Source organism: Clostridiales bacterium, from assembly GCA_015243575.1.
Taxonomy (GTDB): Bacteria; Bacillota; Clostridia; order Peptostreptococcales; family Anaerovoracaceae; genus Anoxybacterium; species Anoxybacterium hadale.
Map to the genome: position 1 here is coordinate 955,989 of CP042469.1, position 20,347 is coordinate 976,335.

Consider the following 20,347-nt stretch of genomic DNA (forward strand, 5'->3'; position numbering starts at 1 on the left):
TACGGTCGTAATGACCTCATCATACGGGCATTTTTCCTCTGAGGGGTAATTGTGGACTAACCCCGGCCTGTCAAGAAAGGGCTTGAATCGTTGAAGTAGTAATCTATCCCCCACCCCCCTTGCATTTTAGTGCTGAGTATCTTCTCAAACTCAATTCATACGATGCTGATAGTGATTTATATTAATAAAGTATCAGGCTAAATTGCATAATATCTTTAATTTATATTAAAAGAGCAAGGTGAAAATCATCTTGCTCAGCTGGCATGTTATTTAGTTTTCTTTGAAGGTCTTTGAGACAGAGCACTTCCAGCAGCTGTTTTGGATGCTGAGCTTGTTCTTCCATCTCTTAGAACTTTGGAAGCAGCAGAAGCCGCTTTCTTGGAAGTTTCTTTTGAGTTTGGCATATATTCGTCCACCCTCCTTTCTACATAATATGGGTATGAACAAATGTTCTATAACAATATATAGTATAATTATTATGCATCATATTGTCAATAATTTTTATAAAGGAAGAAATATGGCGAAGCAATAAAGTGTCATAACTTTTAGGAATTGGCACCTTTTTTATATTGTTGCAATATCAATCCATTGAACGGTATCATAACATGTGTTTAAATAAGAGAGGGATTTTTACATTAGATGTAGTTTAATGGAGTGCTTTAATGCATTACGTAAGGAATCATTGTGTTTGGCAGATATTTGCCTTATAATGGAAATACAAACAGTGGGCAGAAGCTCTTTTCTGGTGATATGAAAGAATTCGAAGCTCAGTAATATCCGCTCTAACAATTTCTAAAAACACTCTAATGTATTTGTTATTATTCAAGGAGGTTACTATGCAAATTCAAGAATTATTCAATTTGTCAGTATGGTATATGGACAAGATAGAAGGTAGTAATATACTAAAATACCTTCAAGAGCTATACAACATCTTATATTCGAATGCAAACAATACAACAAAACAACCATTTAGTATTGAGCAAGAAAACCTTAATGCAGCCTTAGGTGAAGTTAATACCATCAAATTGAATGACAACCAACTTGAAGTATTAGAAAAATACAATATATTAAAATATCTTGGTAAATCTGGAGTTCATCACATAGAAGACATTTTATATAAAAATAATCTAGATTTGGCAACAGCTGCTTCAAAAATAAATGGCATCATATCATTATTTGCACAAGCGACAAACAATTTTATAAGTATTAACAAAGACTTAACTTTCTTGGTTCAGACTACACAAGATGAATCAAACGACAATATTTTAAAAATACACTTTAAAGGTGGCGTTGCAATCAACAATATTGTTGACCTCAAAGATTGGAGTAGTAATTGGTATACAATCTCACGTGGAATTGCAATGGTCAATAACGAGCCACCAGAAACCTTCAAAATAGTTAGTACAGAAAACGGCTCAATAGTCCTCCTTGTTTCTGCTTCTGTTCCAACGATACTACTTTTAAGCAAAACAATTAAAGCCATATTAGAAGTAGTGGAGAAAATTTATGCTATCAAAATTCAAAAGGAAGAGTTGATAAAGCTCAAACTGGAAAATTCTATCACAGTAGCAAAACTATTGAATGATGATATTAAAAAGTTGAAAAAAACCAAAGTTGATAAGATTTGTGAAGATATACTAAGTTCTGCCAATGGTGAGCATGATGGCGAAATAACAACAAATCTAAAGAAAGCAATAACTCAACTAGTTAACTTCATAGAAAAAGGTGGGTCTGTTGATATTGACTCTCTGGCTGAAAATGTTGATAACGAAACGAATGATGAGCAGCTTGTTGTAAGACAATTTAGGGAAAACTTTGAAGCCATTCGTACATTACAGGAAAAGATTTTTTTAATTGAAGGTGAGTCGAGTTCTAACGAACGAGATGAAGAACAAGTAGAAGAACTAGATGAAGAGAATGAGCAATCTTAGCAGTTTATAATTTCAATTATTAATAGAGGGGGATATATTCTCGCTCTATTTTTATTTGTATATTATAAGCAACGATGTTTCGTTAGGGTTTACCCATTTGAACTATCAGAAACATGTTTCAATAGAATCACAATGATAAATATGAAATGTTTCAAAATAAATATTGACGTTATTGAAACATTGCTTTATGATTGAATCATCAAATGAAAAGAGGTGTTTCAACCATGAGAATAGGATACGTAAGAGTCTCGACCATTGAACAGAATACGGCTAGGCAAGAGGTAATGATGCAAGAGTTAGGTGTAGATGAAGTCTACATTGACAAACTAAGCGGAAAAAATATCGACAGGCCAGAGCTTAAAAAGATGATGGAATACGTAAGAAAAGGGGATACCGTCATCGTTGAAAGTATCAGCCGCTTTGCAAGGAATACCAGAGACCTATTGGAACTCATTGAAAGGCTGAAGGAAAAAGGAGTTGAGTTTGTCAGTAAGAAAGAAAGCATAGATACCACAACTCCAACAGGAAAGTTCATGCTTACTGTGTTCGCTGCTGTTTCTGAATTAGAAAGGGACTACTTATTGCAGAGACAAGCTGAGGGTATTGCCATAGCAAAGGAACAGGGAAAATATAAAGGCCGGAAGAAGATTGAAAATGATAAGTTTGAAAAGGTATATACTGACTGGAAAGCAGGGAGCATCACTGCAGTAAGGGCTATGGAACTATTAGGGATGAAAAGAAATACTTTTTACAGGCGAGTAAACGAGCATGAAATGAAGGAGGGTAAATGATACTATTTTAATTTTATCTACCTACAGTATTTCATAAGTAACGTATAAACATAGTCAATATAATGATAATGGAAATTATTGTTGAATCATGTAAATTACTGTATTAATATAAAATTGAAAGCTATCCTATTTTCTGGAGGTATATTATGAAAAAAAAACTACAGGTGTTTATCTCTTCAACCTATACAGATATGATTGAAGAAAGGCAAGCAGCAGTTGAAGAAATATTAGCAAAAGGGCATATACCAGCAGGAATGGAGCTTTTTACAGCTGGTGATGAGAGTCAGTTAAATGTTATCAAAAAATGGATAGATGAATCAGATGTTTACTTGTTAATTTTAGGTGGACGATATGGAAGTATTGAACCCTCAACAAACAAAAGCTATATTCAACTAGAATATGAGTATGCAATTAAGACAAAGAAGCCTTATTTTTCGATTGTAATTAAAGACTATGCACTAGATGAAAAAGTAAAAAAAATAGATAAAAGTGTATTAGAATTAGATAATCCACAAAAGTATAAGGAATTTGCATCAAAAGTTAAAAGCAAAGTTTGTTGTTTCTTTGAGGATACAAAAGATATAAAAATAGCTATCTCGAATAAACTGTCTGAATATGAACACCAAGAAAATATAACTGGTTGGATATCCGGCAGAGAAGTGAAGTCAAATGAAAAATATGCGGATGAAATATTAAAACTTATCCTTGAAAATAAAAAAGACAAAGAAAAAATAATTAATTTGGAGAATAAACTAGCTGAATCAAATAAAAAAGCTACAAATGAAAAAACTGTAAAAACAGTGAGAGAGAAATTTGATAAAAGAGTAGAACGGGTATTAGGCCTAATAAGAGCCGAGCAACAAGACCCCTCATATGATGATACGATTAGTTGGAGTGAGCATGATGAATCATTTGAAATGTATGCTCCAGATGGAGAATTTAGTTATTACTTTGTCTATAAAGATACTAAAAAGACAGACATTGAATACGTATTAATTATTTCAATTGATGGACAATCATCTAGCAACGTTGAGGGATTGCTTGCTGATATAAGACTTATGATAGAATCCCATAAAGATATTGGGGGTACAATGACATATAAGTATGTTATTGCCTCATTGCAAATTAATGATAGTCTGGAAGCTAAATGCTTCGAGTATTTTAATTCTGCATTAGCGAAAGCAAAAGTCGAAAATGATGGTTTATTCAGTTTTGAAATCTGGAATGACGGAAAATTGTCACTCATTGAAGAAGAATTGGGTCTTAAGGTGAAACTATAATTCAATAGGTATCATAGCTTAGATATTGAAATTTAAAGGGGATTCAAATGTCAACACTATTTAATAATATTGAAAACAATAGACAGATGATTGAAGGCGCATATAAGAAATTCAAATCCTTTTATTATTATAATAAAAATGCATTATACATTAGAGAAAAAATCGCTGATTTTGAGAATAATCGTCCTCAAGTGAATAAGACATTTGATATTCTTTCAAAATTATTAAAGTCTCCAAACGCTAACAAATATGAAAACTACTTAACTGAATTGATTAATAATATTGATTTTCTAGTATATCCAAAAAGCTTTACTACAAATGAAGTTAAAGCTGATATTATAACAAATATTCTTGATAAGGATAAAGACCTAGAAAAAGTTAATTTCTTTATTGATATGCCAATCGAATTACATATACTTGATACATTATGGACTATTTACTGCGGAAGAATAGCAAAAGATTCACTTGGTGTTTTTGATAACTTGTATGGAAATATTATTGATGAGTCGATTTCGTATAATGATAACAATGATTTCTTTGAATCGATTAATTTTAATAAACGAAGATTCTTCAAATTTTATTTTAATGAGTACACTAGATGGAGAAATTACGCTTTTGACAAGCTTGCAGAAAACTATGAAGAGAAAATTGATTCAATACTCATTTCATTAGATTTAAGAAATTATTACTATTCCGTTCATTTTAATTTTAGCAAGATAAGTAAGTATTTTAATGATGATGTTAGGTTTAAAGAAATGAAACCTTTAACGAAAATTGTGAAATCAATTTTTCTTAAATACACCTGCCTAATTCAAGACTTTAGAACTGACATAAAAACATCAAAAAATGAATCAATCTTTCCTATTGGTCTATTCTCTTCAATGCTACTATCAAACATATATTTAAAAGATTTTGATAAGAAATTCGATAATTTGAACTTGGATTATTATGGCAGATATGTTGATGATGTATTATTAGTTTATAAGACCAATAAGCTAGATAATTTTAATTTAAAGAAAATACTTAGAGAATTATTTGTTGATAATGACATATTACATTTGAATAATAATGATTCTACGTATTCATTAACAATAGATGAAAATTTGAAAATTCAAGAAAGCAAGATAAAAGTATTATATATCGATTCAGCCGAATCAAGAACTATTTTAGATATTTATGAGCAGAAAATAAGAATTAACCCTAGTATGGTTAATATGTTACCCGGCGAGCTAAACATTAAGGATTTCGATGAATCTGCATATATGGTTGATAATTGGTCTGCAGAAAACAAAATTAGAGATATAGGGCAGATGTCCATAAATAGCTTTAGGGTTAACAGATATTTATCCGATATTGTACGTACTCAGAAAAATATTAATGAAGAAGGTAATGATGAAGTAACAAAACAGTATATAAAGATAAGGAACTTCTTCAAGGGAAATCAAGCTATTGAATATTATAATAGTTGGATTAATATTTTTTATTTTTTGGTTCTTAATAATGATAAAAAGCAAATTGTACAATTATATAGGGATTTAAGAAATTCAATTAATCTTCTCAAAAAACCTTTAAATGGTTTTGTGGGTATCAATAACAAACGAAAAATAACCTTGATGAAGAAATTAAAGGATTCATTAAAGCAGCATCTTAAAATATCTATGTGCTCAGCTTTTGCATTGGATATAAGTTTAATTAATGAAAATAAAATTGAATGGCGAAAATTAAGTAGAAAGCTTCTCGATTCCAATATGTTTAATCACTATCTAGCAAAGTATCCGTTGATGAATCTTTGTAATCTAGATGGAGAAATATCTCTAATAAATCCAAAGATGAAAATGTGCAGCCCACAAAACTTTTCATCTTTTAAGCTTAAATGGATGCCTCGCTTTGTAAAACTAGAAGAACTCTTTAATTATAATTTTTTAAATAATTATATGGCGGATAGGAGCTTTTTTTCAGAGGAACAAATTGATGAAATAATTAGAGAGTTTTATGAAATAAATGAGAATTATGGAGAGCCATTTACATTAAACATACATAATGAAGATGGGAATAGGTACCAAAAGCATATAATTAAACTTGACTTAAAAAATAAGGATAGATTAAAAATAAAGATAGCAGTTGCTAATATAAAAATTACGGAACTAGATTGTGCAGTAACACTTTTAGATAGTTCTATAGGATTAATTCGTGAAAAAAAAGAGTTATTATTTAATATATTGAAACAAGCAGTAGAAAATGAAGTAGATTTCTTACTCCTGCCAGAGTTCTATTTACCTGCGCTTTGGTTAAATGAAGTTATGGAATTTACGAGAAAAACTGAAATCGTTGTAATAACTGGCTTGCAATACCTTACAGATGATACGCAAAGAGCTTTTAATTATGTTGCGACTATTTTGCCATTTAAAGTTTCAAAATATGTAAATGTAATTCCAATAATACGTGAGAAAAACCATTATGCTCCAATAGAAAAGTATGAATTGGCTGAACTTGGATTTACATGCAATGGTGATAATAAAATTCCAGTTTATGATTTCTTTGAAATTGATGACATAAAGTTCGGATTATTCTTATGTTTTGAGTTTACAGATATTGAAGCTAGAAGCATTTATAAAAACAATGCAGATATACTCTTCATTCCTCAATTTAATAAAGACACTTCATATTTTTCAAATATTGTTGAGTCGTTATCAAGAGACAATCATTGCTTTATAGTTCAGGCCAACACTTCAATATTTGGTGATTCAAGGATTACTGCACCGTATAATAGTGATTATAAAAATATTGTACAATTAAAGGGCGGAGACAATGATGGGATTATTGTTGGTACAATTGACATTGTAAAGTTAAAGGAATACCAAGACAAATATTATTCAGATGAAGACACTGAAATAAAACAAAAATTGCTTGATTCAGTAAAAATTAAAGATAAAAGAAAGTACTTAAAAGAAAAAATTGAAAAGAGAGAATATGATGCAGAGAAGAGAAAAATAAAAAAATTACCAGCAAAGTATTCAACATAAGAAAATCAATTGAATTTCAAAAGAAATTCTAGTATTATAATCATAGTGTCTCGTCCAAGGACTTGCACACAAACAACAAAGAGATTTGTTCTGTACAGAAGACAAGGGTAACATGCTGGCCGTGTAAACCCCACCCGGAGCAAGACCAAGCAGGGAGGTAATTACCCGCAAGGGTACAATGCCTGAAGAGCGGCTGCCCGTCGCTGCCCGGTAGGTAGGTCGCTGGAGCGTGCTGGATAAGGTACAATAAGTTGCGCAAATTGAATAAAGGGTAAAAAAATAGACATGCCCAAAGCCGTTTGGTAAAATTAATTCACCACAAACCAATTGCCAAAGGAGGCTGAGGGACATGTCTGAAAAAATTATACAACTAAACGAGGGAATAATCAAAGACGAATTAAAGGAACTCGTCAGATCCAGCGTAGAAGAAACTCTAAATGGGCTTTTAGAGAAAGAAGCTGAAGAACTGATCAATGCCAGTAAATATGAGCGTACTGCTGAGCGTGAGGGTTACCGTGCCGGACATTATGACCGTAATCTGGCAACCACCTCAGGAGAAGTAACCCTGAAGATGCCAAAGCTAAAAGGAGTTGCCTTTGAAACTGCAATTATCGAAAGGTATCGCCGCCGAGAAAGTTCAGTGGAAGAAGCACTGATCGAGATGTACCTGGCCGGGGTATCCGTTCGAAGAGTTGAAGATATAACGGAAGCGCTATGGGGTACCAAAGTATCTCCTTCGACCATCAGCGAACTCAACAAAAAAGCATATGTACATATAGAAAACTGGAGAAACCGGCGCTTACTCATAGCTCATATGCTTACGTGTATGTTGACGGGATCTATCTCAAACGGAACTGGGGTGGCGAATACGAGAATGTGGCCATCCTGATTGCAATTGAGTCAATGAGGACGGATATCGTGAAGTAATTGGTGCAATGGAAGGTATGAAGGAAGACAAGGCTAGCTGGACAGAGTTTTCAAATGGCTGAAAAGCCGAGGACTTACCGGGGTTAAACTGGTGATTGGTGACAAATGCCTAGGAATGTTGGAGTCGATCGGTGAAGTCTATCCGGATGCAAAATACCAGCGCGTTGTTCATTTCTACCGCAACATGTTTTCCGTTGTTCCTCGCTCGAAGATGAAGTCAGTAGCCAAAATGCTTAAGGCGATTCATAGCCAGGAAAACAAGAAAGCCGCTAGAGAAAAGGCTAAGGCTGTTATCGAAGAACTGAGGCAAATGAAGCTTAAAGAAGCTGCGGATAAGCTGGAAAAGGAATTGAAGAAACACTTACCTACATGGCATTCCCTTACGAACACTGGCTGAAGATCCGCACCACAAATCTGGTAGAGCGGATCAACCGAGAGATCAGGCGCCGAACCAGAGTGGTTGGCACCTTTCCCGACGGGAACTCTGCCCTGATGCTAGTCTGTGCCCGCTTACGCCATGTTACAGGAACCCAATGGGGCATTAAGCGGTATATGAATATGAAACATCTTGAAAACTGCAGCACAGAAGAATCCGAATCAGAAAACATGGCTGGCTAATAGCTGGCAACTAGGCGGCAAAATCAATTTTGCGCAAAAAACTTGACGGTACCGCACGTCGAGATAGATGATTGTCTAATACAGAACTCGGCTTATAGACTTGCTCATGCCAAATGGCCCGGAGAAATCCGGGCTTTTGTTATTTGTTAACAACTTGCACACCTATTTTTGTATATTTTTTCTATGCTGAAACCTGTATTCCACAGGCGTAATTCCTTCTTGATCCTTAAAAAGCTTTGTGAGTGCTTTTGACGAGGGGAGTCCCACTTGATCTGCGATCAATTCAATGGACTTATCGGTACTGACCAGATATTGCTTGGAATAATGCATCCGGATAATATTAACCGTTCTGGCAAAGGGTGTCCCAAACATGTCTTGGAAAAGACGATTAATATGGCGAGGTGTTACATTGAGAAGGGAAGCTATTTCTTCAAGTGTGATCTCATCGGAGTAATTTGCGTGGATATATTTTGTTGCTGTTAATGCAACATTCATGTATCCTGAGAGGTTTTGAATTCTGGAAGGTTCCGGCGCTAATAATCGCAAGGCCTTTACAAAAAATTGATAATAAAGCGTTCCCGTAACAGAGTTCCACCCCATCTGCCTGTTTGTCTGTTCTTCATATAACGAAGTAATCAACGAGTCTGCAAAAAGCTTTTTGGGAGAAAGAACGTATTTCTCTTTATCAATTCGTTTTAGAACTCCCTCCAGTTCGCAATATTCCATACTGGTATCAGAAGTAGCATAGGTAGTTTTTAACCCGCCTTGAGTTCTTGGTTCGACATCAAAAATAAGCACAAAGTATTCTCCCTGATTGGAGGGGTTGTAAATCATATGATGATCAAGGTTTTTGCCCAGGAACAAAAGATCTCCCTTGTAAAGGTGCAGGGACTCTCCTGCACACCAGCACTGCATTGAGCCATCTGTAACATAATAGATCTCATATAGATCATGACGGTGGAGAAATTCAGGAATTGTTTGATTCATCTGTTCTGCATAATGTACCGCAAAATTAAAGTCAGGGCAGGATACCATAGTTATATTGTTTTGATACAAATGATTTGGTTGGTATTTTTTATACAAATAAAAAACTCCTTTCCGTGAGTTCACTTCTGCTTTTCTAGTTATTATCCTATCACACTTTGGTGACATTTCAATGAAATAATTAACAAACTGGTCATATTCGGACATTTTCTATTTTATCTGGTCCTTCGTAAAACTGGCATCCCAAATTGTTTGTGCTATTATGATTTTATAAAACTGTTGCGTGCGCGCGTGACCTAGCTTGGCTTTCCAAAATCGCGAACGGAAAGCCGTCCTGGCAATAGCCGGAGAAAGGTTACTGAACAATGGCCAAGATGAAACAGCTATGGTTTGTCGAAAAAGGTAAAGTTGATCTTTTGGAGGTGGAAGTTCCAGAAGTAAAAGCAAATCAGGTAAAAGTCAAGATTGCGTATGCCGCACTGTGTGCCACAGATGTGCATCAGGTGACAATGGGCGTCCTTGGCGCCGTTCCTCCTATGGCACTGGGACACGAGGCCTCGGGAGTGATTGAGGAGATCAGCATAGAAGCGATGAAAGCGGGATACCAGCTGGGCGATCACGTTGCTCTGTTTCCTGTAACAAACTGTGGAAACTGTGAGTGGTGCAAGAAAGGGATGACACAATATTGTATCAATGCACAGACAACAGGCGCCTTTGCTGAATATGCAGTTGTGGATATCAGTGCGATTTTCAAGATTCCGAAGGAAGCAGACCTGAAGAAGTATGCCCTTGTGGAACCGACAAACTGCACCCTTAGAGCAATGGATCTGTCACCGATCAAGCATGGGTCTACCGTGGCGATTGCGGGAATTGGAGGAATCGGTTCTATCATGTTAAATCAGATCCTGCTTTCCGGCGCCGCAAAGATTACAGCCATCGATCCCGTCCCGGAAAAAAGGAAGCTGGCACTTGCAATGGGGGCATCCTATGCCATTGATCCCTTCAAGGAAGATGTTATGCAAAGATCTATGGAGATTACGGATGGCATCGGCTTTGATACCGTATTTGAAATGTCTGGCTCACCAAAAGCAGCGGAGACTCCTTTGAAGATTCTTGCCAGATGCGGGACGGCAGTCTACTTTGCTGTCTTTCCGCCGGAGTATGAAATGCCGCTCAATCTATATGAATTATATATGAAAGAAGGAAGGATACAGACCGTCTTTACAACAACACATATCATGCACCGTTCCATTCATATGATCGAACGGATGCAGACAGATAAAATTATCGGAAAAATCATGCCCCTTAGAGATGCAGTGGAAAGCTTTGAAGTTTTTCACCAATCCATTTATCCCAAAATTCTGCTCGACTGCAGTGAGGTTTAATTTATTAAGTGAGGAGAGGAAAATGGTATGAAACAAAATAATGAGGGAAATATGACGGCGTACAGACGTCTTGGCTATGCTTCCGGTGATTTTGCCAATAACTTCAGCTGGGCACTGGTCTCTGGGTATCTGATGTATTTTTGGACTGATGTTGCAATGATTCCGGCAGCCTTATGCGGTACTTTAATGCTGGTCTCCAAGGGCTGGGATGCGATCAACGATCCGATTATCGGTGCACTATCCGACAGAACGAAATCCAAGTGGGGCCGGTACAGGCCGTGGATTCTCTACGCCTGTATCCCCATGCTGATCTTTAATATTCTGAGCTTTCGGGTGTTTCCATCAGATTCTGTCAATACCCGTGCAGCTTATGCCATCATTATTTATATGATTCTGGTATTGGCATACACCTGCGTAAATATTCCCTATTCTGCAATGCCGGCAACGTTGACCCGCAGTGATGAAGAACGTTCCAGACTTGCTAGCTGGAGGATGACGGGAGCCTTCATTGCAACACTGATTCTCTCTCAGGGAGTGTTGAGGGTCGTGAAACTGGCTGGAAACGGTGATGATGCAAAAGGATTTTTTGTAGCGGCAATCATTTTCTCGCTGATTGCGCTGCCGATGTATCTCTTTTGTTTTGCCGCCACAAAAGAGGTTGTGGATGTGCCAATTCCTGCGAAAGTTAGTGCAAAGGAATATTTAGCCGTTCTTAAAGGAAACCGCCCTGTTTTCGTACTGATCATCACATTTATTTGCTGGGGTTTTTATGAAGCGGCAATTGGGGCTACAAGGCTTTACTATTTCAAATATTATGTAGGGAATGCGGATCTGTTCATGCTGAATGCCAGTCTGATGTTCCTAGGAAGGGCAATCGGAACTTTTTCGCTGTCCTACCTGGTTCTTCGTGTATCAAACAAGCGGACGCTGCCACTGGTTGCTTTTCTCGTCAGCGGAGTTCTGATGATCATCATGAATTTCCTGCCGGTTCACAGTGAAAGCGGTCTTGCCGCCTACCACGTTATGACCTTTCTGACGGGAATCGGTGGAGGGCTAGGTCTTGCTTCGCTGTTCGGGATGGTGCCCGATTGTTCGGAAGTGACGCAATACAAGTATCATACCCATGCCATTGGGTTTGTCTCTGCTTTCATTAACTTTGCATTTAAGCTGGGAATGGCTATTTGTACTGCTGTGATCGGCTGGGTTCTTGCGGCCTATGGTTATATTGCAAACGATGTTCAGAACGATGGTGTTTTAACAGCGATAAACTACAGCATGAACCTGGTTGTAGGAGTGATCCTAATTATTGGTGCAGTCGCGTTATATTTTTATAATATCGATAAGAAAACCTATTCTGATATGCTTCAGGAGGTTGAGCATCGTATTGCGGAGAAACACACTTTATAAAAAGGAGGAACAACATGAACGCAGAAAGGTTAACCAAAGAAATGCTCAGCGTTGAGCAGCTGGAGGAAAAGTGCCTGAAAATCCGTAAGGACTTGATTCATTTTATCTATCGTATCGGAATGGGACACCTGGGAGGGGAGCTTTCCATGGTCGAACTGGCAGTAGGACTGTATTATAAATATATGAATTATGATCCTAAGAATCCAAAGTGGGAGGAACGGGATCGATTTATTCTCAGCAAGGGACATTGCAGCGAGACGCTGTATACCATATTTGCAGATCTTGGCATGTACACTCAGGACTATATGGTTGAGCATTTTGAAACGCTGGAGACCGCAAAATTTGGAATGCACTGCAACAGGAAATATGTACCTGCAATCGAAGTCTCGGCGGGTTCGTTAGGGCACGGTCTGCCCATTGCAGTGGGAATGGCTCTGGGGGCCAGGCGGCTCGGTCAAAACTGGAGGACTATCGTAATGGTCGGAGACGGTGAGTTGAATGAGGGAACCAATTGGGAAGCGCTTATGGCTGCCGGTCAGTTTCGGCTGGGAAATCTGGTGGGCATCGTGGATCGCAACCACCTGCAGATGACAACTTCTACAAAAGAAGGAATGGACATCGATCCGCTGGATAAAAAACTGGAGGCATTCGGATGGGATGTGATCGAAATCGACGGAAATGACATGGTGCAGGTATGCAAGGCGTATGAATCTCTGCCGCCCCGTGATTGCCATGCGAAACGGCGCCCGGTATTCATCATTGCAAATACAGTCAAAGGAAAATGCGTTGACTTTATGGAGAACAATGTGAACTGGCATGGCGGCGGCATCGCGATGGCGCAAAGGGATCAGGCCATTGCATGCCTTGAAAGCAAGGGAAGGAGGATATAGAGATGACGGTACAGACTACCTTTGATTTTGATCAGATGCTGTCCAATGCGAGGGAAGCATATGGAGAAGAATTGATGAAAATGGCAGACGAGGGTTTGGATTTTGTCTTTACATACAGCGATAATATTGCCCCTTCTTCCGCAGCTGGAAAATTGATTAAAAAATATCCTGACCGCTGCTTTAACTTTGGAATCGCAGAAGCAAACCAGGTGGGAGCATCCTGTGGGCTGGCGCTGACAGGTCCGCCGGTTTTTGCACAAGTATTTGGACCATTTCTTCCGCTTCGGGCAGCAGATCAGATTCACACTGATATTGCTTATAACGACGTGAATGTTCGCCTGATTGGAACTCATGCCGGCTTGACGGCAGGTGGAGGACCTACACATAATTGTGTTTGCGATCTTGCCTTGTATCGGGCGATTCCCAATCTGACCATTCTGGTCCCCGCCGATGCCGGACAGTGTATCAAGGCCATCAGAGCTTCCATGGAGCACCAGGGGCCGATGATCATCAGAATTAACAGGGGAGGATCCCCTGATGTTTACGCGGATTCAAATTACGAGTACCAAATCGGGAAAGGAATCGAAACTGTGCCAGGTGATGACTGCGCCATTATTTCAACAGGTTCAAGCGTTTATTGGGCTATGATGGCCGCAAAACAGCTGCTGAACGATAACATCCATGCGAGGGTGGTTGACATGCATACGATCAAGCCTCTGGATACTGAATTGATTATGAAATGCGCTCGAGAGACCGGAACAATACTGACCATTGAAGAACACTCGATCAACGGTGGTTTGGGATCAGCCGTTGCAGATGTACTTTGTGAAAGAGGTTTTACAGGAAGTTTTAGCAAGATGGGATTACCGGATGAATTTGCACTTCTCGGTGATCCGGATAAGGTATATGCCCATTACGGCATGTCCGCTGAGGGTATTGTCTCAAAAGTTAAAGAGATGATTTAGAGTTTAGAAAATTATAAATCCACTAAAAATGTCTGACTGGAATCTTCGTGATGTTCCATCAGGCATTTTTTTTGCTTTGATTGTAAAAATACTAAATTTCGTTTTGATTAAAAGTCGAAATTAGTTGAAAAAAATAGAAACTTCGAGTAGACTGAATACAATTGGACAGAATAAGAACTGCAGATCATTATACCGACAAGGAGGTCGCTTTATGATAATTGAATCCCTCGAATTAAAACTCTATGCTCCCTGGGTTCATTCATTGAAAGAAAAGCGTATGATCGTAAAGAGTCTGACCAATAAAATTTCCAATCATTTCAATGTCTCTGTGATAGAAGTAGATGACCAAGACCTGCATCAAAGCATCGCTCTTGGTATTGTTTGCGCAGCAGGGAGCACGGCACAAGCGGACAGCATCATTGATCACGTCATAGCTTTTATAGAGGAGAATACGGAGGCAGAGCTGATCAATCTTCGAAGAGAACTTAGATAGTCATTCAGCAGAAAGATCCGGCTCTTCACAAAAATTTTGATTCTCGTAATGTAAGAGCCATTCTATTCTATTTTCACTTTAGTCAAAGAGATATCGTTCAAACGAAATGAGGATAGCAGGATATTGCTACACATCCAGAATAGTCCATAATTTCATTTTAAATATTCTGACGACTAAATTAGTAAATTTTATCATTATTCAGTAATTTACGACTAATTTTTGTCTGTATACAGCCGATAATAAAAAGAGGGGAAAATTCTTCTTTATAATTAATTCTTATCGATAGAACCATTCCATTGGTGCTGCCGATCAGGGCAGAATAAGTATGCATATATAAATTAAAATGGCGGCTCAGCTTTTGGGAGGTGATCATGTGCTGCGGCGGAGCGCAAAGATGAGTTATCGTCGGGAAATATCGGAATATGCATTAATCACAGAAAGGAGTAGTACGAATGAAGCAAGATGCAAATCTGATCGATTTTACGCAAGACAATCAAACTGAGATCAACGAAGCAATGATTGAGGAGAATAAAAAAGACAAGGAGGAAACGGATCAGCCTGCCCGTGAGGAGAAGCAGGGGGCTGAGACTGTCAATGAGAGGACGGCTGAGTCTGTTATCGAGCAGGAGCATGGCGCGGATAGCAGGCTGTCAACTGATGCTGATTCAGAATTCGAAGAGGCTGCGGAGGAAATGAAAGCGGAAATACACCTTGAGGCAGCAGAACCGATGCTCCAGAGCACAGACAAAACTGCTGCTGACCTGGAATATATGGATCAGACAAGTGAAATAAATGATGAAAAAATCAGTAAAAAAATTCCATTGCTCTCGAAAGGAATTCGAAAAGGTTCGGGACGAAATACGAAGTCTCGTGTAAAGAGCAAAAATGAAAACAATGTATCTGCGTTGGGGTTAATGATTAGGGATATGAAAATTAACAAAAAACTGTCAGTGCTTGTAATTATGTTTATTATCTGTATTCTGCTTGTAAGCTCATTCAGCTTTTACGCGATCAATAAGATAAAAATAAATGGAGATTTATATCTGCAGATTATTTCTGGAAAAGATCTGATAGCAGATATCAATCCACCTCAGGCATATATTATCGAATCTTACGCTTTGATCCTAGACATTGCGAATACTCGAAACCATGCTTATGTTCTTGAACTTGCCGATAAGATCAAAGCGCTGGAAGAACAATATGAGGGAGAACATGAATATTGGTCAGAGAACATAAAGGAAGCTGATGTCAGAAAGGCTTTCTTAGAAAACTCGTATATACCTGCTACACAATTCTTTGACGTTGCGCAAAAGGAATATATCCCTGCAGCACTTGAGGGTGATACCGTAAAAGTTCAGCAGCTGTTAACAGGTAAATTACGACCAAATTACGAGATACATAAAAGAGCAATCCAAACAATCAGCGCACTTGTAAATGATGATAATGCACAAAAGGAAGCAGAAGCAGCCCAAACAATTAAGAATAGTGTGCTGTTCTTAATATTGGTAATCGGCTTTGGGCTTGCAGGTATTATATTGATCGGGCTGTTCATCGGCAGAAATATCAGCAGACCTCTAAAAGAGTTAAAAGAGGTGGCAGATAAGGTTTCCTTGGGAGATGTTGATATCCAAATCAAATCCGTTTCAAAGGATGAAATTGGCGACTTGATGACATCTTTTGAAAAAATGGTGGATAACATCAAAATACAGGCAGCTGCCGGCGAGCAAATCGCCAACGGAGATTTATCTGTGACAATTGAGCCAAGATCAGAAAAGGATGTCCTGGCGCACAGCATGCGTTCCATAGTAGAGAACCTGAGGGCGCTGGTGAATGAAACCCAGACTTTGACAGAGGCAGCAGCAGATGGTGATCTCAATACGAGAGGAAATGCAGATGCTTTTGAAGGAGGGTTCAAAGAAATCATCGAAGGAGTCAACAGTACCCTTGATGGTATTGTAAATCCTTTGAATACGGCTCTTGACTACATTGAAAAAATTGCCAATGGTGAACAACTCGAGGAACTGGAAAACAATTATAAAGGCCAGTATGCACAATTGATCGGTCATCTGATGATGGTTCGAGAATCCTTGGGCTTGCTCACCACAGAGACGGAAAAACTGACCCAGGCTGCGTTTAACGGAGATTTCTCCTATCAGCCGGAGATTGAACTGCACAAGGGTGTTTATGCAGAGATCATGAGCAGTATTGACGGCTCTCTTGCCAATATCATCAGACCTCTGCGAATCTGCGGAGACTATATGAAGCAGATCGGAAACGGAGAAATACCGGAAAAAATCCAGGAGGAATACAAGGGTGAGTTTAGCGACATCATGGGCAGCATCAATGCTTGTATCGATGGTCTGGGAGGACTCATTGAAGGCAGAGATATTCTCGTTCATATGAGTAAAAATGACTATACAAAGCAGGTTACAGGATCGTACCTTGGCATCTATGCAGAAATTGCAGAAGCCATCAACTCTGTATCCGACACCGTGAGAAATGTTATCCGGGTCGTGAATAATATCTCCAACGGTGAGTTAAGCGACTTGGATGATCTAAAAGCAATCGGAAGAAGAAGTGAAAATGATACGCTGATGCCATCAATCATTCGGCTGATTGAAAATATTCAGTATGTTATCAAGGAAGCCTTGTTGCTGACGACAGCGGTCACAGAAGGAAAGCTTGATACGAAAACTGACTCGGAATTGTTCCAGGGTGCGTGGAAGAATCTCGTAGATGGCATGAACAGCATTCTCATAGAGGTATCCAAGCCGCTTAGAGATGTTTCAGAGGTTATGGAGCGAATTTCCGGCGGGGATCTGCAGGCGGTGATACAGGGCAGCTATCAGGGCGAGTTTGACCAGCTATCCAAAGCGGTGGATAAAACTGCAGGAATGCTTAATGATATCATAGGAGAAATGACCGAGGTAATCGGAAGCATAGCAAGCGGAAATCTGGCCCAGGAAAAAGTTAGAGATTACGCTGGAGACTTTGCAAATATCTCTGGCTCTCTGAATGTAATTATTGATTCCTTCAACCTGATTTTGGGAGATATTTACACTTCGGCAGAGCAGGTATCCTCTGGTTCAAGGCAGGTATCAAACGGCAGTCAGGCACTGTCTCAGGGTTCCACTGAGCAGGCTAGCTCCATCGAGGAATTAAAAGCATCCATTGAGGATCTTGCGGCACAGACGAAGCAGAATGCCATGAATGCAAATCAGGCAAATGAACTTGCTTCGGTGGCCAAGGTCAGCGCGGAAAAGGGAAATGGTCAGATGGGTGATATGTTGAAATCGATGGAAGATATCAATGTTTCCTCTACAAATATTTCCAAGATTATCAAGGTTATTGATGATATCGCGTTCCAGACTAACATTCTTGCATTAAATGCGGCGGTGGAAGCTGCAAGAGCAGGACAGCATGGTAAAGGCTTCGCGGTAGTAGCAGAAGAAGTTAGAAATCTTGCTGCAAGAAGTGCCGAAGCGGCCAGAAGTACTTCTGACTTGATCGGTGGTTCCATCAATAATGTGGAAAAAGGAATCAAGCTTGCGAATAATACTGCGACCGCCTTGAACGAGATTGTCAGAGAGATAGAAAAAGCTGCAACCCTTGTTGAGGGTATCGCTCAGGCGTCGAACGAACAGGCTACGGGCATTTCCCAAATCAATAAGGGGATCGAGCAGGTATCCAATGTTGTACAAAATAACTCTGCTACAGCAGAAGAAAGTGCGGCAGCAAGTGAAGAACTGTCAGGACAGGCAGAGCTGCTGAAGGAGATGGTTGGAAGGTTCAGCCTTCGAAACGATCTGCTGAAGTCACCAGACAGGCAGATGCATCTGGAAAGCGGTTCCAGCCGTTTCTAAGAATTAAAACTTGCGAAATGAAGTATTTTTATTCCGCCAATTTGCCGGCAAGGGTACGTCTTATCCTTGAATGCAACAAATCGCATCCCGTATCTATGGAACGGGATGCGATTTTTTATGCTATCCGCAAGCAGGGAATCAAGGAAATTGAAATACCTTTATTAATGGATGGCCTTTTTTCGGAAACGCTTTCCTTCGATTTCAACACTGGAAATGGCAATCATGGCATCCTTGTCAAAACTGGATACAATTAATTTCAGCTTGGCGATTTCCAGCCTCGTTATCATGACGAAAATCGTATAGGTATAGTTTTTGTCATCGTTACTTTTAATAATTGTGTATTCTCGACCCAGACGGGCTTTTATCGCATCTGAAATAGCAATATAGTGTTCTGAAACAATGAATACACCCTTTGTAGAATTCAAACCTTCTATGGTAACGTCAATGGTTTTGAATGCCACATAATAGGCCAGAAGAGAATACATTGCATTTTCCCAGCCAAAGACGACACCTGCGCTGCTTAGGATGAAAAGGTTGAAAAACATTACGATTTCACCGACAGAAAAGGATGTTCTGCGGTCAAAGATGATTGCAACAATTTCCGTGCCATCGAGTGAACCCCCATTTCGGATAATCAGACCGACGCCCATGCCTAGAATCACACCTCCAAAAAGCGCAGCCAGGATATCATCATCTGTCATGCCATGGAAGACATGGAGCAGAGAGACTCCTGCAGAAAGACAAATAACCGCATATAGAGTAAACAAGGCAAAAGTCTTGCCGATCTGACGGTAGCCCAAAAACAGAAAGGGCAGATTCAACACCAGCAAAAAAAGGCCAACAGGAAGACCGCTCAAATAGGAAGCCATGATAGAGATTCCGACAACGCCGCCGTCAATAATATTATTTGGAATTAAAAAGATTTCAAGCCCTATGGAAGCCAGTGCAGCACCTACGGTAATCGATAATAACTTCCTGCAGATCTTAAAAAAATTTCGATCAAGTCGTTTCTGTTTTTTTCGTAAATGATGTTTAGCAGGTTTTAGTCTTCTTTTCATTTTTCTTTCCCTTCTTGGATTGTTTCATTTATTAGGTTGACCCAAAAAACAAATTGCATGATTCCAATCAAGGAAGATATATCTGGAATGATTCACATTTTTATGGGAAAAATAATTACGAAAACGCTGATTCAATCCGCATTCAATCAGTGCTTTCCTAAAAAATAGATCTTGGAAAGGAGAACTTGAAAATGAAAAATGCAGTTTCTTTACTCATCAAATTTATCTATACCATGGTCGCAGCTTGGATTGCTTTTTCAATATTTGGAACCATTGCGGTCTATACGCTTATTTCCATCGGGGTTGTCGCAACGCTTCTCAGTTTTGCAATAGGAGATATGTGGGTACTTTCTCGATTCGGCAATTTAGCAGCATCTTTGATCAATGGGGTTATTTCGGGTGCAACGGCATACATTGCACTATTATTTTTCCCTGTGACTTACGCTTATTGGACACCGATTTTAGTGTTTGCGGCCGTCGTCGCAGCGGTGGAATATTTTTATCACATGTACCTTGTAAAATCCCACATTGTTGAAAAGAAAAAATCCGGCGGAGAAATCTTCAGACCAACGAATTTTAACTTTAAGACTGAAACAGCAGATGAACTCCATCCTCATATCGGAAGAGATCATCCGGATAAAGGGATTTACAACGAGAACAACAGCAGCGATTATAAAAATAACACAAATCGACTATAGCAATTTTAGAATTTTAAAGTTTGATCCATGGGCA

At 38.9% G+C, this 20,347-nt stretch carries 13 protein-coding genes and 1 pseudogene; 12 read left to right on the forward strand and 2 right to left on the reverse strand.

Annotated elements, in window-relative coordinates; genetic code table 11:
* The first annotated feature begins 836 nt into the window (after nt 1–836).
* The 5 genes and pseudogenes from FRZ06_04180 to FRZ06_04200 all read left to right on the forward strand — a co-directional run bounded on the left by FRZ06_04180 (nt 837) and on the right by FRZ06_04200 (nt 8,570).
* Nucleotides 837–1,931 (forward strand): hypothetical protein, encoded by a 1,095-nt coding sequence (locus FRZ06_04180; GenBank protein ID QOX62599.1) that lies wholly within the window; start codon nt 837–839, stop codon nt 1,929–1,931.
* 224 nt (nt 1,932–2,155) lie between these two features.
* Entirely contained in the window at nt 2,156–2,722 is a 567-nt protein-coding gene (locus FRZ06_04185; protein QOX62600.1) for a recombinase family protein, read from the forward strand.
* A gap of 146 nt (nt 2,723–2,868) precedes the next feature.
* Nucleotides 2,869–4,002 carry a DUF4062 domain-containing protein gene (locus tag FRZ06_04190; protein QOX62601.1) on the forward strand — a complete coding sequence of 378 codons (1,134 nt, stop codon included), beginning with the start codon at nt 2,869–2,871 and terminating at the stop codon, nt 4,000–4,002.
* 47 nt (nt 4,003–4,049) lie between these two features.
* Nucleotides 4,050–7,025 (forward strand): hypothetical protein, encoded by a 2,976-nt coding sequence (locus FRZ06_04195; protein ID QOX62602.1) that lies wholly within the window; start codon nt 4,050–4,052, stop codon nt 7,023–7,025.
* A 349-nt stretch (nt 7,026–7,374) separates the two neighbouring features.
* Nucleotides 7,375–8,570: pseudogene (locus FRZ06_04200) on the forward strand (IS256 family transposase).
* Between the two features lie 162 nt (nt 8,571–8,732).
* On the opposite strand, the gene FRZ06_04205 reads toward FRZ06_04200, so the two are convergent.
* Nucleotides 8,733–9,761, reverse strand: coding sequence for an AraC family transcriptional regulator (locus tag FRZ06_04205; protein QOX62603.1), 1,029 nt, complete (start codon nt 9,759–9,761; stop codon nt 8,733–8,735).
* 158 nt (nt 9,762–9,919) lie between these two features.
* Here FRZ06_04205 and FRZ06_04210 point away from each other — a divergent pair, with 158 nt between their 5' ends.
* The 6 genes from FRZ06_04210 to FRZ06_04235 all read left to right on the forward strand — a co-directional run bounded on the left by FRZ06_04210 (nt 9,920) and on the right by FRZ06_04235 (nt 18,557).
* Nucleotides 9,920–10,939: a zinc-binding dehydrogenase gene (locus tag FRZ06_04210; protein QOX62604.1), complete on the forward strand. Its 1,020-nt coding sequence runs from the start codon at nt 9,920–9,922 to the stop codon at nt 10,937–10,939.
* A 27-nt stretch (nt 10,940–10,966) separates the two neighbouring features.
* Complete coding sequence (locus FRZ06_04215) at nt 10,967–12,346, forward strand: hypothetical protein (GenBank protein ID QOX62605.1); 1,380 nt, start codon at nt 10,967–10,969, stop codon at nt 12,344–12,346.
* A 14-nt stretch (nt 12,347–12,360) separates the two neighbouring features.
* Nucleotides 12,361–13,236, forward strand: coding sequence for a transketolase (locus FRZ06_04220; protein ID QOX62606.1), 876 nt, complete (start codon nt 12,361–12,363; stop codon nt 13,234–13,236).
* 2 nt (nt 13,237–13,238) lie between these two features.
* On the forward strand, nt 13,239–14,201 hold the full coding sequence (locus tag FRZ06_04225) for a transketolase (GenBank protein QOX62607.1): 963 nt from the start codon (nt 13,239–13,241) through the stop codon (nt 14,199–14,201).
* Between the two features lie 211 nt (nt 14,202–14,412).
* On the forward strand, nt 14,413–14,694 hold the full coding sequence (locus tag FRZ06_04230; GenBank protein ID QOX62608.1) for a DUF503 domain-containing protein: 282 nt from the start codon (nt 14,413–14,415) through the stop codon (nt 14,692–14,694).
* Between the two features lie 452 nt (nt 14,695–15,146).
* Nucleotides 15,147–18,557: a HAMP domain-containing protein gene (locus FRZ06_04235; GenBank protein QOX62609.1), complete on the forward strand. Its 3,411-nt coding sequence runs from the start codon at nt 15,147–15,149 to the stop codon at nt 18,555–18,557.
* 161 nt (nt 18,558–18,718) lie between these two features.
* Here FRZ06_04235 and FRZ06_04240 read toward each other — a convergent pair whose 3' ends face one another.
* Nucleotides 18,719–19,615 carry a YitT family protein gene (locus FRZ06_04240; protein QOX62610.1) on the reverse strand — a complete coding sequence of 299 codons (897 nt, stop codon included), beginning with the start codon at nt 19,613–19,615 and terminating at the stop codon, nt 18,719–18,721.
* Nucleotides 19,616–19,806: 191 nt separating this feature from the next.
* Between FRZ06_04240 and FRZ06_04245 the strand changes: the two genes are divergently transcribed.
* On the forward strand, nt 19,807–20,313 hold the full coding sequence (locus FRZ06_04245; protein QOX62611.1) for a DUF2512 family protein: 507 nt from the start codon (nt 19,807–19,809) through the stop codon (nt 20,311–20,313).
* The last annotated feature ends 34 nt before the right edge of the window (nt 20,314–20,347 follow it).